The sequence below is a fragment of the Agrobacterium sp. ST15.16.055 genome (assembly GCF_027956555.1).
In the GTDB taxonomy this organism is placed as follows: Bacteria; Pseudomonadota; Alphaproteobacteria; order Rhizobiales; family Rhizobiaceae; genus Agrobacterium; species Agrobacterium salinitolerans.
The window spans coordinates 322841-337729 of the sequence record NZ_JAQKGN010000004.1; the positions used below are offsets into that span (position 1 = coordinate 322841).

12 protein-coding genes are annotated in these 14889 nt (G+C 60.5%); 2 read left to right on the forward strand and 10 right to left on the reverse strand.

The window, feature by feature from the left end; genetic code table 11:
* Positions 1-306 precede the first annotated feature (306 nt).
* The 8 genes from PL599_RS09610 to PL599_RS09645 all read right to left on the reverse strand — a co-directional run bounded on the left by PL599_RS09610 (position 307) and on the right by PL599_RS09645 (position 8934).
* A complete protein-coding gene (locus PL599_RS09610) occupies positions 307-2097 on the reverse strand; it encodes an adenine deaminase (protein ID WP_269824836.1) in 1791 nt (596 codons plus the stop codon).
* Entirely contained in the window at positions 2094-3014 is a 921-nt protein-coding gene (locus PL599_RS09615) for a nucleoside hydrolase (RefSeq protein ID WP_269824835.1), read from the reverse strand. Before PL599_RS09615 ends, PL599_RS09610 begins: the two co-directional genes overlap by 4 nt.
* 2 nt (positions 3015-3016) lie before the next feature.
* On the reverse strand, positions 3017-4042 hold the full coding sequence (locus PL599_RS09620) for an ABC transporter ATP-binding protein (RefSeq protein ID WP_142913196.1): 1026 nt from the start codon (positions 4040-4042) through the stop codon (positions 3017-3019).
* Complete coding sequence (locus PL599_RS09625) at positions 4035-4814, reverse strand: ABC transporter permease (RefSeq protein ID WP_003499009.1); 780 nt, start codon at positions 4812-4814, stop codon at positions 4035-4037. The genes PL599_RS09620 and PL599_RS09625 overlap by 8 nt, the downstream gene beginning before the upstream one ends.
* Complete coding sequence (locus PL599_RS09630) at positions 4811-5638, reverse strand: ABC transporter permease (protein WP_149148288.1); 828 nt, start codon at positions 5636-5638, stop codon at positions 4811-4813. Before PL599_RS09630 ends, PL599_RS09625 begins: the two co-directional genes overlap by 4 nt.
* Before the next feature lie 161 nt (positions 5639-5799).
* On the reverse strand, positions 5800-6822 hold the full coding sequence (locus PL599_RS09635) for an ABC transporter substrate-binding protein (RefSeq protein ID WP_137411938.1): 1023 nt from the start codon (positions 6820-6822) through the stop codon (positions 5800-5802).
* A complete protein-coding gene (locus tag PL599_RS09640) occupies positions 6819-7880 on the reverse strand; it encodes a LacI family DNA-binding transcriptional regulator (protein WP_269824834.1) in 1062 nt (353 codons plus the stop codon). Before PL599_RS09640 ends, PL599_RS09635 begins: the two co-directional genes overlap by 4 nt.
* A gap of 127 nt (positions 7881-8007) precedes the next feature.
* Positions 8008-8934, reverse strand: coding sequence for a LysR family transcriptional regulator (locus PL599_RS09645; protein ID WP_077984095.1), 927 nt, complete (start codon positions 8932-8934; stop codon positions 8008-8010).
* 168 nt (positions 8935-9102) lie between these two features.
* Here PL599_RS09645 and PL599_RS09650 point away from each other — a divergent pair, with 168 nt between their 5' ends.
* Positions 9103-10218, forward strand: a complete 1116-nt coding sequence (locus tag PL599_RS09650) for an acyl-CoA dehydrogenase (protein WP_332909361.1) — start codon at positions 9103-9105, stop codon at positions 10216-10218.
* Positions 10219-10300: 82 nt separating this feature from the next.
* Here PL599_RS09650 and PL599_RS09655 read toward each other — a convergent pair whose 3' ends face one another.
* A complete protein-coding gene (locus PL599_RS09655) occupies positions 10301-12400 on the reverse strand; it encodes a TonB-dependent receptor (RefSeq protein WP_269824832.1) in 2100 nt (699 codons plus the stop codon).
* Between the two features lie 270 nt (positions 12401-12670).
* On the opposite strand from PL599_RS09655, the gene PL599_RS09660 reads away from it, so the two are divergent.
* A complete protein-coding gene (locus PL599_RS09660) occupies positions 12671-13447 on the forward strand; it encodes an IclR family transcriptional regulator (protein WP_077984098.1) in 777 nt (258 codons plus the stop codon).
* Between the two features lie 2 nt (positions 13448-13449).
* Here the strand turns inward: PL599_RS09660 and PL599_RS09665 are convergent, their stop codons facing one another.
* Positions 13450-14751 carry an NtaA/DmoA family FMN-dependent monooxygenase gene (locus PL599_RS09665; RefSeq protein WP_142913203.1) on the reverse strand — a complete coding sequence of 434 codons (1302 nt, stop codon included), beginning with the start codon at positions 14749-14751 and terminating at the stop codon, positions 13450-13452.
* Positions 14752-14889: the final 138 nt, after the last annotated feature.

The window sequence follows — 14889 nt, forward strand, 5'->3', positions numbered from 1 at the left end:
TAAATAGTGAACCGCCTCAATTCCGCAAAGCGCGCGAACTCGCCGTATCTATTACGAATTTCGAAGCGCATTTTCTGAATCACACCTCGTTTGTTGACACAACGAATCTGTTGACAATCCGTTCGACGCTGGTGAGTGGAGCACTGTTAGATGAAGAGCGACATCATGGGAGTATCGCTCCGTCGCTACGACAGAGGATTAAAGACGCCGCTCAAAGCCATAACGTTTTGACATCCGATGATTTGGCACTTGTAGTTGATTAGGCTCCAAAATCAGCTTTGAAATCTAACTCGAACAGCCAAAAGGTCATCGCACCCGTATCACCGGACTCTCCATCACCCTGCCCGTCAACACATCGGCAATGCCCATATCCGTCTGGTGCGGGCCGATATTGCAGGCGAGCGTGGCGCCGAAGCAGGCCTTGAAGACAAGATAGGGTGGCTGCCATTCCACGACCCTGCCGACGGCTTCGCGCAATACTTCGAAAGCCTTTGCCACGTCTTCAAGCGGGGCGTCGGAAACGAGGCCTGAAAGCGGCAACGGGAGAACTGCGGTGACCTTGCCTTCGGAAGCGACAGCCATGCCGCCACCTGCCGTTATCACCGCATTGGCGGCGAGCGCCATGTCATCGGCATTGCCGCCGAAAACGGTGAGGTTGTGGCTGTCATGCGAGACGGTGGTGGCGAAGGCACCGTTCCAGTTTCCCCAGCCGGTGAGGAAGCCGGTTCTGGTGATCGGCTCGGCCATGCCGTGGCGATGGGTGACGGAAATCATCGTCGCGCCTTCGGGCGGAACGATGAAACCGTCCTTCACTTCGGCATCCGCCTCGCCCCACTGCGTAAAGCGCGGGCGGTCGATGGTGGCGAGGCGCACCTTTGCCCCTTCCGAGGCGACCCGGAAATCATCGGCCTTGCGCAGCAGCAGCTTCATCGAACCTTTGAGGGCTGTCGCATCGCAGGCCTGGACATCGGCGAGCATGTGGCCACCTGCCGCAACTGCTTGGCCATTGGCGAGAACATGACGGGCTGAAAAGCCGCTCAAATCCTCAAAGACGGCGATATCGGCACGGCGACCGGCGGCGATGAGGCCGAGATCGGGGCGGCCGAGCCGTTGGGCGGCATTGAGGCTGGCGGCACGCAGCGCCCATTCAGGCCTCAGCCCGTAACCGACAAGGCGGCGCACCACATCATCAAGCCCGCCGCCCTTCAGCAGATCGTCAGGGAAAACATCGTCGGTGCAGAGCGTCACCGTCTGCGGAAGATGGCCGAGCGCATTCAACGCTTCCACGAATTCCGGAAGCAGGTGATCGTGCGAGCCACGCAGCTCGATAGTCAGCCCTGCCCGCAGCTTCGCCAGAAGGTCTTCAGCGGAGACAAGCTCGTGATCGGAGGAGACGCCCGCCGCCATGAAGGCGTTGAGATCCGCATCTTTCAGGCCACGCGCATGGCCGCAGAGCAGCTTTTGCGAGACAAGCCCGGCCTGCACGATGCCGCTCATGCGCGGATCGCGCTCGATGACACCGCGCATGTTCATGATTTCCGCGACACCGCCGACCTGCGGCCATGTCAGGATATCGGCAAGAATGGCAGCATCGAAATCCGCCCCGCTACATTCCAGACCGGGCGCAGACGGCACTGAAGACGGGGCAAGCAGAATGGCGCGCAGCGGCAGGTTCTCGATTGATTTCACCGCCCAGCGCACGCCATCGACACCATGCACATTGCCAAATTCATGTGGGTCCCAGACGATGGTGGTAACGCCGCGGGCGACAACCGCCGCCGCATAGGCGGCCGGCGTGATCATCGAGCTTTCGATGTGCATATGTGTGTCGATGAGGCCGGGCGAGACATAGGCGCCTGCCGCATCGATGATCCGTGCGGCATCGCTCCGGCTTGCCCGCTCGTGCACGCTGGCGATCAGCGGGCCGACTATGCCGATATCGGCGGCGCGAAGCTCTCCCGTCACCACATCCACCAGAGTTCCACCGGTGACGAGAATGTCGAAAGGCGCATCACCGCGTGCGGCGGCGACCGCACGGGCGCGCAGCGTGTCGTCGTTGAGATCGGCAGGCTCGGTTGTCAAAGAGTTCGCACTCATCGGGCGGCCTCCCGGCGCAGCGCCTCGAGAACCGCCGTCTTCGTACCTTCGGCATCCACCGTCTCGGCGAAATGCGCGTTGAAGGCCTGAGCTTTCTGAGCGCGCGTCTCGACCACGGTTCGCCCGCGCGTCAGCGTCGCCTGAAGCTCGACATCAATCCGCGCATGACGCCAACCGATGAGACCGGAGGTAAAGCCGACGGCGGCCACGGGATCGTAAAGCGCCATGGCGGCTCTGCCACGGCTGGCGGCGATGCCGATGAAACCTTCCAGCAAATCGGCGATCAGCCCGGCATTCTTACCGCCGGCGTTACGGATCGGCGCTACATCGGCCGCTCCCGCGGTGACTTTGCGACAGGCGTCCAGATCGACCATGCGCAACGGCAGGCCGTGCGAAAGAACGATGGCCAGCGCTTCCGGATCGGCAAAGGCGTTGAATTCGGCCGAGGCCGTGTGGTTGCCGCTCGTCACGCCGCCGCCCATCCAGGTGAGTTCGGAAATTCTGGCGGCAAGATCCGGCCGGGCAAGGCACAGGGCGGCGATATTGGTGAGCGGGCCAAGCGCGAGAATACGCTTCTCGCCTGTCCCCTCCAGCCAGCCGCAGAGTGCTGCAAAGGCATCGCTTTTCGGCAGAGCCGGCGCCTCCGGCAGGCTTTGCCCGACGGTCGGAATGCCGCTTTCGCCCAGGATCGATTGCGCTGTTTCCAGCGCACCCAGAACCGGCATGGCGCGGCCCTGATGGAACGGCATCGACCAGCCGAAGGCCGCAACCGCACCCGCGGCATTGCCGGAGACCGCTTCCAGCGTGGCATTGCCGAAGACCAGCGAGATGCCGTCGATGGCAAGACCTGCCGACTGCACCACCATGATGGCAGCGATGTCGTCAAAGCCCATATCGGTATCGATCCACACACCCATGGTCAGCTGAACACCTTGAGGCTCGCCGCCTTGTCAACCGGCAGGTCGAAGGCGAGCGTATCGCCGATGGCGTGGGCGGCCAAGGCGGCGTCCGTTTCCGCCTTGATGGGGCCGAGCGGCGTATCGAGCAGATATTCGCGGCTGTTGCCGGCAAAGGAGGTGCCGCGCACGGTTCCCTGGAAAGGACCTGAACCGAGGGTGACCATGCGCGGCCGCCAGGCCAGTCCAGATGCTGAAGGGACTGGTCCGGTAAGCGGTGTTGTGCCGTTTGCGGTTTTCAACGCGCCGCCATCAAGCGCGAAGATGTTTTCAAAGCCGACGAAATCCGCCACGAAGGACGAAACCGGCGCGTTATAAATCTCTTCCGGCGTGCCGATCTGCTCAATCTTGCCGCCCTTCATGACGACAATACGGTCGGCAAGCGCGAGCGCCTCGATCTGGTCATGGGTGACGAAGATCATCGTCACGCCGGTTTCCTTCTGCACGCGCTGCAATTCGGTGCGCATTTCAAGGCGCAGGCGGGCATCGAGGTTGGAGAGCGGCTCATCGAGCAGAAGCACCTTTGGTTCCATGACCATGGAGCGCGCCAGCGCAACGCGCTGCTGCTGGCCACCGGAAAGCTCCGCCGGCTTGCGCGACGCGAAGCTGGACAAGCCCACCGATTTCAGGCCGGAGGCGACCTTGTCTTCCAGCGCCTTGCCGCTCATGCCCTTGAGTTTCAGGCCGAAGGCGACGTTTTCGTAAACCGTCAGATGCGGGAAGAGCGCATAGGACTGAAACACCAGCCCGACGGCGCGCTTGTTTGCGGCAACGCGAGTGATATCGGCGCCATCGAGATCGATGCGTCCGCCGGCCACCGGCATCAGCCCGGCAATGGCGCGCATCGTCGTGGTCTTGCCGCAGCCGGAAGGTCCCAGAAGCGCGAGCAGCTCGCCCTTGCGGATATCGAGATCGAGGTCCTTGACGGCGACATTGCCGCCATAGGCGAGCGAGACTTTTTGGAGCGAAAGGTAATTTGCGTCAGACATAACGGGAGAACCCCAGAAAACGTTCGGCCATGAAGACGATGCCGATGGAAAGGAAGGCGAGCAGCGAGGAGAGTGCGGCCACCGAAGGATCGAAGACGATTTCCATGTAACCGAGCATGTCGATGGGCAGCGTGCGCACACCGGGACCCGACAGGAACAGCGACACCGGCACCTGATTGAAACTCGTCACGAAACCGAGGATGAAAGCCGACAGGATACCACCGCGGATATTCGGCAGCACCACCCGGAAAAATGCTCCGAGCCGCGACGAGCCAAGCAGCACCGCCGCCTCCTCTATATCGGAGCGCAGATTGTTGAGGCTGGCCGATACCACCCGCACCGCATAAGGCAGGATGAGCGCTGTGTGGGCGAGAAACAGGGCAAGCGTGATGCCGATGCCGAAGGGCACGACGAAATAACGCAGCAGCGCCAGACCAACGATGATGCCGGGCACGATGATGGGCGCGGAAACGATGGTGCGCACGGTTTCAGCAAAAGGCAGCTTGTAGCGCGACATGGCGTAGGAGGCGGGAATGCCGAGGATGAGCGCCGCAAAGGTGCCGCCGATGGCAAGGAACATCGACATGGCGAAACTTTCGCGGAAGCTTTCGACGGTGAAGACCTTGGCGATCCATTTCAGCGAAAAGCCCTGCGGCGGAAAGGCGAGCGTATCGCCGGCCGAAAACGAGGCCGCAACGATGATGAGAAACGGCCCGATCAGGAAACCGACGACAAGAAGGAGCGTGAGCGGAATGAAGAGCTGCCGGGTCATTTCTTGTTCCTCGCGGTGGCGATGCGCTTCAAGAGGATATTGGCGGCAAAGCTCATGACGATCAGGATGAAGGCGATGACGCTGGCGGCAACGAAATTGTTGGAGACCGTCACCTGCTGGTAAAGCAGGGTCTCCAGCATCAGCACCTTGGAACCGCCGAGAATGGCGGGCGTGATATAGGCCGTCAGCGAACCGGTAAAGACCAGCGTACCGCCAACGACCAGCCCTTCCTTGGTGAGGGGCAGGATAACCTTCCAGAACACCTGAAACCAGTTCGCACCGAGAACGCGGGCGGCCGCGATCGTATCCTTCGGCATATTCTCCAGCGCGCTGATGAGCGAGATGATCATCAACGGCAGGAAGAGTTGCAGAAGGCCGATGAAGACAGCCGTTTCGGAAAACAGGATGCGGATCGGCGCATCGCTCAGCCCCACCGCCTGCAGCGCCTGATTGACGATGCCGGTTCTGCCGAGAATGACGATCCAGGCATAGGTGCGGGCGACCGGCGAGATCATCAGCGGCAGCACGACGAGATTGACCACATGGCCCTTCTTGCCCGACGACAGGTTGACGATGGCAAAAGCCGCCGCATAACCCACCACCGCCGACACGACGGTGACAAGCGCGCCGAGCTTCAGCGTGCGCAGGAAAACCGTCTGGTTCAGCGGATCGGAAAAGAAGGCGGCATAGGCCGACAATGTCCAGCCGTCAGTGGTGCGAAACCCCTCCGACAGCAGGATGAAGACCGGCACGAGAAAGACCGCCGCCGCGAAAATTGCGGCGGGCAAGGCAAGCGCCAGCGCTTCGGCCCGGTTCTGAAACATTGGTTTATTCCCTGAACGGCCTCAAAGCCGGTTGTTACGGCAGCCGGACGCACCGGCCTGAGAAATTGGAAGGTGGAAAAGCGGTCAGGGGACGACCGAACCGCTTTTCCGGGAATGGAGCCGCCCTTCCGGACGATGCCCCATTCCAAACGGTGAAGGCCTTACTGACCGACCTTCGCGTTCCACTCCGACAGCCACTTGTCGCGGTTATCGAGCGTTACGTCGGAAGGAATGAGCTGCAGGCTTTTTGCGGTTTCGTCGCCATAGGTGATGTTGTTCGCCACCTCTTCGGAAACCTTGACTTCCCTGTTGGTCGGGCTGTCCACCAGCTTTTCGGCCAGCGCCTTCTGAATATCGGTCGAGAGCCAGAAATCCATGAACTGCAACGCTAAATCTTCGTTCTTCGTGCCCTTCGGCACCACGAGCACATTCATGCCGCCGGTCTGGCCTTCCTTGGGTGTTGCCCAGGCAAGCGGCAGATCGAGCTTGGTGAAAGGCGCCCAGGAGAAGCGGCCGATGGGGGCTGCCCAGATTTCTTCCTGCTGCATCAGCTGCACGAGCTGCGACGACTTGACGTAGAAGGTGACGATATCGTCCTTCTTTTCACCCACGGCCTCGATAGCGCCGGAAAGATCGGCCGTATCCTTGCCGATGGCCTTGCCGAGCATATAGAGCGCCGGCGGGCCCTGGTTGGTGGTGACATTCGGGAAAGCGACGTGGTCGACGATACCGTCCTTCAAAAGATCGGCCCAGCTGTCGATCTTCATCTTGTCGGTGCGGTAAACGATTGACGTGGCGTAGAAATTGACGCCGACGCTCATGCCGTCGCCATTCGGATCCTTGGCGATGTCATAGAGCTTTTCGATATTCGGAACCTTGGACGCGTCGATCTTCTGGATCAGGTCCTTGCGGGCGGCCGACAGCGCATCCGCCATGGAAACGATGGCGAGATCGACCACCGGATTGGCCTTGTTGGCCTCCATCTTGGCCAGACGCTCGACGCTGTTGCCGGTCTCGACGACCAGCTTGCAGCCGCATTGCTTTTCGAACGGCGTATAGACCAGTTCCTTGAATTCGTCCTGCGCGAAGGCGTAGACGGAAATCGTCAGCGTCTTGTCCTGCGCCTGCGCGGCGCCCATCGTAAACATCAGGGCGGCGCCCGATGCAAAAATGATCTTTTTCATGGTGTGAGTTCTCCTGCTGTCGTTTTTTTGGCTTCAATCGCATCATGCTTTGCCTTGCCGGTGGAGCCGCGCATGATCAGCGCCATCGGTACTTTCGACATGTCCGCCGCCACATCGACGGCGACGCCGTTTTCGCCCGCGCCGTCGATCGCGCGCAGCAGCGCGCCGACAGCGAGATCGGCGATGCGGCCCATATCCATGCGCATGGTCGTGAGCGGCGGGGTGACAACGGCGGAAAAGATGAGATCGTCGAAGCCGGTGACACTGGCCTCTTCCGGCACCTCGATGCCCTCGCGCTGCAATTCGGTGAGCGCGCGCAGCGCATGCAGATCGGAGACGGCGGCAAAGGCGGTGAACCCTTCGGCAACCTTCTTTGCAAGACCAAGCCGGCAACCCGCACCGTCAGCCTTTTCAATAGCGTCCACCCAGAGCGTCTGCGTCACGCAAGCCTTGCCAAGACCATCGCGAATGCCGCCGAGACGGTCGTTCTGCACGTTGGAATCGCGGTTCTTGCCCACCAGCACCACCTTGCGATGGCCAAGCCCGGCCAGATAGTCGCCGACGTGCCGGCCGCCATCCCAATGGTCGGCGGCGACCGTGTTGCCGGGCGTCGAGGGGCTGTCGATCACCGCGACGGGGCAATCGACATCGGCAATGCGGGTGCCGCGGCGGGGAACGATAACCATGCCATCCACACCGCGTTCGACCAGCCGGTTGATCGCATCCGTCTGCATGGCGATTTCACCGCGCGAGTCGGCGATCAGCACACCGTAACCGGCAGTGACGGCCGCCTTTTCGATGGCCTGCGCGATCTGCGGAAAGAGAGGATTGGCAATATCCGGCAGCACCAGCCCCAGAACACCGCTTTTGCCGGTGCGAAGCGCCCTGCCCGCTGAACTCGGCACGTAGCCCAGCTCGCTTGCCGTCTTGCGAATGCGCTCCACCAACTCCGGCGAAACGCGGCCCTTGCCCGACAGCGCATTGGACACGGTTGCCGCCGACACGCCGAGTGCCGCTGCTATCGCGCTCAGATTGGTGGCAGGCCGTGACGACGCCATAATGTTCCGGAAAGGCTGATTAAACGTTTAATCACGATAATAGAGCAAGGCCGCCCTGTCGAGTCCGGTGGAGGACAAAATCGGCGAAAACCCGGGCATAAAGTCTAACTGCCCGAAAAAAGTGCGATTATTTTTGTGGGTCGTCGCTATTCGCCATGCGGTAAGCTTCCACCTGCCGCACCAGCCAGTCACGAAACAGCACGACCGGAACGTGATTGGCGCGCGAAAGCGGCGCCACCGCATAATAGGAGCTGGGGCTTCTGGCCTGATGATCGAAGGCTTTCACCAGTTGTTTCGATTTCAGCTCGTTATCGATCAGGAAAAGCGGCATCAGCGCCACGCCCAGTCCGGCGATACAGGCCTGCGCCACGCTGGAAAACTGTTCGAACCGCATGCCCTGCGGCAAGGCGAGTGACAGGCCGAGGCTTTCGAACCAGTGGCCCCATGCGCCCGGCCGCGAGGCCATGTGCAAAAGCGGCAGGGCGGCGATATCCTCTCCCTTTTCCACGGGATGGGCGCTGAGGAATTGCGGGCTGCACACCGGTGCGACCATTTCATGCATCAGAAAGGTGCTTTCCGCCCCCGGCCAGTCGGCCTGACCGATATGGATCGCCATATCCAGCTGCTCGCGCTCGAAGTCGAACTGGCCGATGCGTGTGGCGAAATTGATGGTGATTTCGGGGTGGCTCGTCACGAAATCCGGGATACGCGGCAAAAGCCAGCGGGTGCCGAAAGTGGGCAGCATGGCAAGATTCAGCGTATTGCCATGCGTTTTGGTCATGATGTGCAACGATGCGGAGCGTATCTCGCCAAGGGCTGCGGCAATCGATTTTGCGTAGGCGCGGCCCTCGGTCGTCAGTGCAACCCCGCGTGCGCCGCGTTCGAACAGGCGCACGCCAAGCTGTTCTTCCAGTGACATAACCTGCCGGCTGATCGCCCCTTGCGTCAGGGCAAGCTCATCGGCGGCGGCGGAAAAGCTGCCGAGCCGGGCCACGGAATCGAAGGCGGCGAGCGCGCTGGTGGAGGGCAGGAGTTTACGGCTGAGAGACGTCATGAGCCATTACTATATGTAATGCAAAAATGAGTAAACATGGCTTGTGCCGACTGGCTCGAATACCAATAATCCGGCCAGCAAATCCGGAGGCATCACGTGAGCGAACACGCAGCATTCAATTGGCAGGACCCTTTTCTGCTCGAAGACCAACTGAACGACGACGAGCGGATGATCCGCGACGCCGCGGCCGCCTTCGGCAAATCAGAACTCTTGCCGCGTGTCTCCGAAGCCTATCTTTCCGAGACCACCGAACCGGAACTGTTCCGCCTGATGGGCCGCACCGGCCTTCTCGGCGTCACCCTGCCGGAAGAATACGGCGCGGCCAATGCAAGTTACGTGGCTTACGGTCTCGTCGCCCGTGAAGTTGAGCGGATCGACAGCGGATACCGCTCTATGATGAGCGTGCAGTCCTCGCTCGTCATCCATCCGATCTTCGCCTATGGCTCGGACGAGCAGAAGAAGAAATATCTGCCCGGCCTCGTCTCCGGCGAGCTGATCGGCTGTTTCGGCCTCACCGAGCCGGATGTCGGCTCCGATCCCGGTGGCATGAAGACCCGCGCTGAAAAGATTGCCGGTGGCTATCGCCTGCGCGGTTCGAAAATGTGGATTTCCAACGCGCCAATCGCCGATGTCTTCGTCGTCTGGGCGAAATCGGAAGCCCACGACAATCAGATCAGGGGCTTCGTGCTCGAAAAGGGCATGAAGGGCCTCTCCGCGCCCAAGATCGGCGGCAAGTTGTCGCTGCGCGCCTCCATCACCGGCGAGATCGTTCTGGACGGCGTGGAAGTGGGCGAAGACGCGCTGCTGCCCAATGTTTCTGGCCTGAAAGGCCCGTTCGGCTGCCTCAACCGTGCGCGTTACGGCATTTCCTGGGGTGTCATGGGTGCGGCGGAAGATTGCTGGTTCCGCGCCCGGCAATATGGTCTCGACCGCAAGCAGTTCGGCAAGCCGCTCGCCGGCATGCAGCTTTACCAGAAGAAGCTCGCCGACATGCAGACCGAGATCGCGCTCGGCCTTCAGGCGTCGCTGCGCGTCGGCCAACTGATGGACGAACACAAGATGGCGCCGGAAATGATCTCCATCGTCAAGCGCAACAATTGCGGCAAGGCGCTGGATATCGCCCGCCAGGCGCGCGACATGCATGGCGGCAACGGCATCCAGATCGAATATCACGTCATGCGCCACGCCCAGAACCTAGAGACGGTCAACACCTATGAGGGGACCCATGACGTCCACGCGCTGATCCTCGGCCGGGCGCAGACGGGCATTCAGGCGTTTTTCTAAGGCTTTCTCCGCGTCGTTTCATCAAAAAAAGGCCTTCGAAGATCACTTCGAAGGCCTTTTGCTTTTCAAATCCGGCAATCGCTCAGAACGTGCCGCGAATACCGACGCCGAACATGCGCGGTTCAGTCATGCTGGCCTCGATGCCGCCAATGCCGCGGTTCTGCTGCATATAGGTGGGCGCACGCTCGTCGAAGATGTTCTTGACATAGGCATAAACCTCCATCTCTTCCTGGAACCTGTAGCTCGCGCGCACATCGGCGATCGTATAGGGATCGATGGCATAGGCAGCCGTATTGGCCGTGTCGGAATAATAGCCGTCAATATGGCGCACCTGTCCCGAGACGGTGAACTTGTCTGTCACATCCCAACTCGCGCCGACGCTGAACATGAAGCCGGGCGATTTCGCGAATTCATTTCCGGCATAGCTGTTATTGCTGGAAATCTCATCAATCTCGGTCTTCAGCACGCCCGCGCTCGCCTTCAGCGTCAGATTGTCGAGAACCTGATAGTCGGCGCCGAGTTCCAGACCATAAGCATGCGCCTTCTGCGCATTGATGGTGTAGGACTGGGTGATGCCGGATGAGATGACGACCGGGATATTGTACTGGGCGTTCTTGTAGTCCATGTAGAACAGGTTGCCGTTGAGCGTCAGCCGGTCATCCAGCATTTTCGCACGTGTATAAAGCTCGTAATTCCATATGGTTTCCTTCTCGAACGGCAACCATTGTCCCGACGAGATGTTCAGCGAAATACCGCCGGGATTATAACCACGGCTGATCATGCCGCCGACGGTCCAGTCGTCATTGATCGCATAAGCGAGAGATGCCTTGGGCAGCAGTTCGGAAAAGGTCTCGTCAAAATCCACCGCACGGGCTGAATAAACCGAGCGACCCGAACGCTGGATGCGGTCGGTCTGGTAACGCAGGCCGCCGGTCAGCGTCCACTGGTCCGTAAGACGATAGCTCAGCTCGCTGAAGATGCCGAGATTGTCCTTGGTGTCGTCGAACGTCGAAAGACTATTGTTAAATCGCCCTGTAAGTCGAAGAAGCTCGTCAGCCTGACTATGCGCGTAATAAATACCCGCGACACCGCTCAGCACGTCTTCCTGGTCACCGAAAGTCACGCGTGTTTCGTGAGAAGCGTTCGTCTGGTCGATATCCGCATCGCCGTTGTTCACGACACCAACCCGGCGTCTGGCGTCCGAAGCGGAGAACTGCGTCTGGTTGAAGAGTTTCACGCCGTTCTCGAAATCATAATTGATGTCGAGAATACCGGTGTGGGTGTTCTGGCTCCAGCTTGGCATGGTGGTGGTGACGTGATTGAGATCCTCGAAAGGACGCGACGCCGCTTCCTGGCTCGGTCGGTTGGCGGCATTATAGGAATAGGTAAGCTTGGTCGTCAGCCCGGGAATCTCCGGCGGTTCCCACAGAAGCTTGAAACGCGCGTTGAACTCCTTGAAGTCCTGATCCGTGCCCGCATGCGCGAATCCCGAATTGATATAGTCGATGAAAGTGTCGCGGCCGGAATAATCAACCGCCAGACGCGCCGCCAGCTGATCCTCGACGAGCGGACCCGAAAGCGCAAATGAGGCCCGCTTCTGGTGGTAATTCCCGATTTCCGCCTGATAGGAGGCTTCCGGCGTGAATGTCGGATCCTTCGTGTTGACGACGATCGCGCCGGCAATGGCGTTGGCGCCCTGCGAGGTGGTCTGCGGGCCGCGGAAAACTTCGATGCTTTCAACGTCCCAGATGGAAGTCGCGCCATAGATGAATTCGTTATAACCGAGATAGTGGCCGTCCACATTGATGGTGGCGCGTGGCACGGTGCCGGCGAAAAATGCCGTCGCGCCCGTATTCGGGCCCTGCGTATCCAGACCGCGAATGATCGGGGCGCTGACATTGTCGGTGTAGACGACGTTCGGAATATCCTTGATCGCTTCCGATACGGTCGGGTCGCCGGTCTTTTCTTTTCTGATTTCCTCGGCGGATTTGACAGAGACGGACGACGCCGTGTTCTTCATGTCGCGCGCCACTTTTTCACCGGTCACCACGATCGGCTTCAAGACGGTGGTGCCCGCCGCATCAGCCTGCTGATCCTGACCGAGAACCGGCGTCACAAATAATGTCGCCAGCGTCAGAGCGCTGACCCCGCTCATCAAACGACCGTTAGAACTGAACCCCATCACAAACCCCTAATAAACATGAGTATTAAAGTCATCTTCAAGTAACGGAAGCGTTATCCGTTTCGCAATAGAGAATGCGTTCTGTATTGCGGACAAAAAGGCTTCCGTAACGGGATGTGCCATATTTACAACAAAGTTTACCCGCCGCCGCTTGTGCACCCGCAGCGTTTCGAAAGGGAACAGCATAATTCCGTCCGCAGAAATCGATTCCGATTTCCGGCCCGATGCGTTAGGCATGCTCAACAAAACGGGGGAACGGGCTTGAACGCCATGGATGACGATACGGACAATCTGCCGGAAAACGAGGGCGAAAAGCGCTCGGCCCTCATTCAGTCAGTGTCGATCGCGGCGCGTTTTCTCAATCTGCTTGCCAGATCGGATACGGCGCTTGCCCTGGGCGAACTGGCCAAACGCGCCGGCACCGGCCGCTCCACCGCACATCGCTATATGCAGAGCCTCGTGCGGGAAGGACTAGTGATACAGGATCCCGCAAGCGGTAGTTACGATCTCGGACCCGCGGCGCTCGGAATAGGCATCAGCGCGCTCAGGCGAATCAATCCGGTCGAAACCGCCGGCCGCCAGATGAATGCGCTTGCCTCCAGGATCGGCGCCAGCTGCGGCGTGGCGATCTGGACCGAACGCGGCCCGACCGTGGTGCGATGGGCCAGAAGCGCTAGCTTTTCCATCAGCACCGTGGCGCTCGGCGATGTTTTGCCGCTCGACAACAGCGCCTGCGGGCTGGTTTTCCAGGCCTACCTGCCGCCGGACAGGATCGCCGCCGTGCGCAGGTTGCAACCGGCCGCTTTTCGCGGCTCCCGTCCCGATGCCGGCATTCTGGAAACCATCCGCGAAGCGGGTGGCGCGGAACTCAATGAACATCTGTTCTCCGCCCTGACGGGCAAGGCCGCGCCGGTTTTCGACGCACAGGGCGAACTCTGTTGTGTCGTCACCACCGTATCCTTTGTCGCAACCGCTGAGACCGAACGGCATTTTTCCCGGCTGATCGAAGCCGCCGGACAGGCGACGGCCGAATCCGGCGGCGCGTAAGCCTATTCGGCCAGATGTTCCGCAAAGGTGCGGCCGGAATAGGCCGTGCGGAAAAGCCCGGCATCGGCGAGCTTCGGCAACAGCCGCTCCAGCACCAGCCGCATGGACGCCACCGAACCTCCGGGCACCGCGACGAAACCGTCGATCGCCCCGGCAGCCGCCCATTCACGGATGGCCTCAAAGGCATCTTCAACGGTGCCGATGATCTGCCAATGGCCCGACCCCATCACTTCCGGACGCCGCAATAATTCCGCAACACTCAGCGTCTCCCGCTCGATCAGCCGGCGCAGCAGGCCGGCATGGGTGCGGCTTCGCGGTGTCTCGGGCGGCGGCGGCAGGTCGGAGGCGGTAACGATCCGCGTGAGCGGCCAGTCCGTGAGATCAAGACCCGTCATATCGCGAATGGAGGCAAAGGCGCGGGAGCGGTTGGCGCGGGCGTGGGTCTCCGTAAAGAGTTCCAGCGCCTCCCTGCCGGTCTCCGCCAGATAGAGGCTGAGGCCCGGCATCATCTTCACCCCGTCGGGGTTGCGGCCGTGGCCCTCGGCACGCCGCCGCAAATCCGCCCTGAGTTCGATGGCCGCCTGCATGTCCGGTGTGGAGGCAAAGACAGCATCGGCCACCGACGAAGCGAAATCGCGGCCCTCGGGAGAGGCGCCCGCCTGCACGAGCGGAATACGGCTGGCATGGGCCGGCAGGTTGAGCGGGCCTTTGACGCTGAAATGCCTGCCCTCATGCGCCACCGGATGCACCAGCGAAGAATCGGCGAACCGCCCGCTTTCCCGGTCGAGTTTGAGAGCTTCGTTCGGAAAACTCGCCCATAGCGCTTTCACCACCTGCGTGAATTCGGCGGCGCGCTCGTAACGCTCCTGCGGCGAAGGCATCTCTGTCAGACCGAAATTTTCGTGCCCGTCAAGCGCCGTGACGATATTCCACCCCGCCCTGCCATTGCTCAGCCAGTTCAGCGACTGGATCTGGCGGGCGACCACATAGGGCGGCAGAAATGTGGTCGAAACGGTGGACAACAACCCGACATGGCTGGTTTCCCGTGCAATGGCCGCAAGAAGCATGGTCGGGTCCATGCTGGCAAATCCGCCGCCGGTCTCCAGCCCCTCGGTGCGCAGAAAAAGCGTATCCGGCCGAAACACGAAATCCACATGCGCGGCTTCCGCGCGCTGCGCCAGATCCACAAAATAATCGCTGGAAAACACCCCGCTTATATCGCTGTCCGCGCGCCGCCAGGCTTCGCCGCTGAGCCATGTTGGGGCCAGCGACATGCCGACATGAAGCTTGGCTGTGACTGACATGATGCACCTCGACTGAAATAACCGGCAGGAAATCCGCGCGTTGAATCGGCAAATTTCGATTTGTGGAGAGTTTTACTATAGTTTAGTGTCGCTTCAAGACCACACCGTCGCGCCCGCTGGAAAGACATGCTTTTTCCA

Coding starts and splice junctions, on each gene's coding strand:
- PL599_RS09615 (WP_269824835.1), bottom strand. CDS start 3,014: ATGGGTGTGTGGATCGATACCGATATGGGCTTTGACGACATCGCTGCC.
- PL599_RS09630 (WP_149148288.1), bottom strand. CDS start 5,638: ATGTTTCAGAACCGGGCCGAAGCGCTGGCGCTTGCCTTGCCCGCCGCA.
- PL599_RS09625 (WP_003499009.1), bottom strand. CDS start 4,814: ATGACCCGGCAGCTCTTCATTCCGCTCACGCTCCTTCTTGTCGTCGGT.
- PL599_RS09645 (WP_077984095.1), bottom strand. CDS start 8,934: ATGACGTCTCTCAGCCGTAAACTCCTGCCCTCCACCAGCGCGCTCGCC.
- PL599_RS09655 (WP_269824832.1), bottom strand. CDS start 12,400: ATGGGGTTCAGTTCTAACGGTCGTTTGATGAGCGGGGTCAGCGCTCTG.
- PL599_RS09650 (WP_332909361.1), top strand. CDS start 9,103: ATGATCCGCGACGCCGCGGCCGCCTTCGGCAAATCAGAACTCTTGCCG.
- PL599_RS09660 (WP_077984098.1), top strand. CDS start 12,671: ATGGATGACGATACGGACAATCTGCCGGAAAACGAGGGCGAAAAGCGC.
- PL599_RS09620 (WP_142913196.1), bottom strand. CDS start 4,042: ATGTCTGACGCAAATTACCTTTCGCTCCAAAAAGTCTCGCTCGCCTAT.
- PL599_RS09635 (WP_137411938.1), bottom strand. CDS start 6,822: ATGAAAAAGATCATTTTTGCATCGGGCGCCGCCCTGATGTTTACGATG.
- PL599_RS09640 (WP_269824834.1), bottom strand. CDS start 7,880: ATGGCGTCGTCACGGCCTGCCACCAATCTGAGCGCGATAGCAGCGGCA.
- PL599_RS09665 (WP_142913203.1), bottom strand. CDS start 14,751: ATGTCAGTCACAGCCAAGCTTCATGTCGGCATGTCGCTGGCCCCAACA.
- PL599_RS09610 (WP_269824836.1), bottom strand. CDS start 2,097: ATGAGTGCGAACTCTTTGACAACCGAGCCTGCCGATCTCAACGACGAC.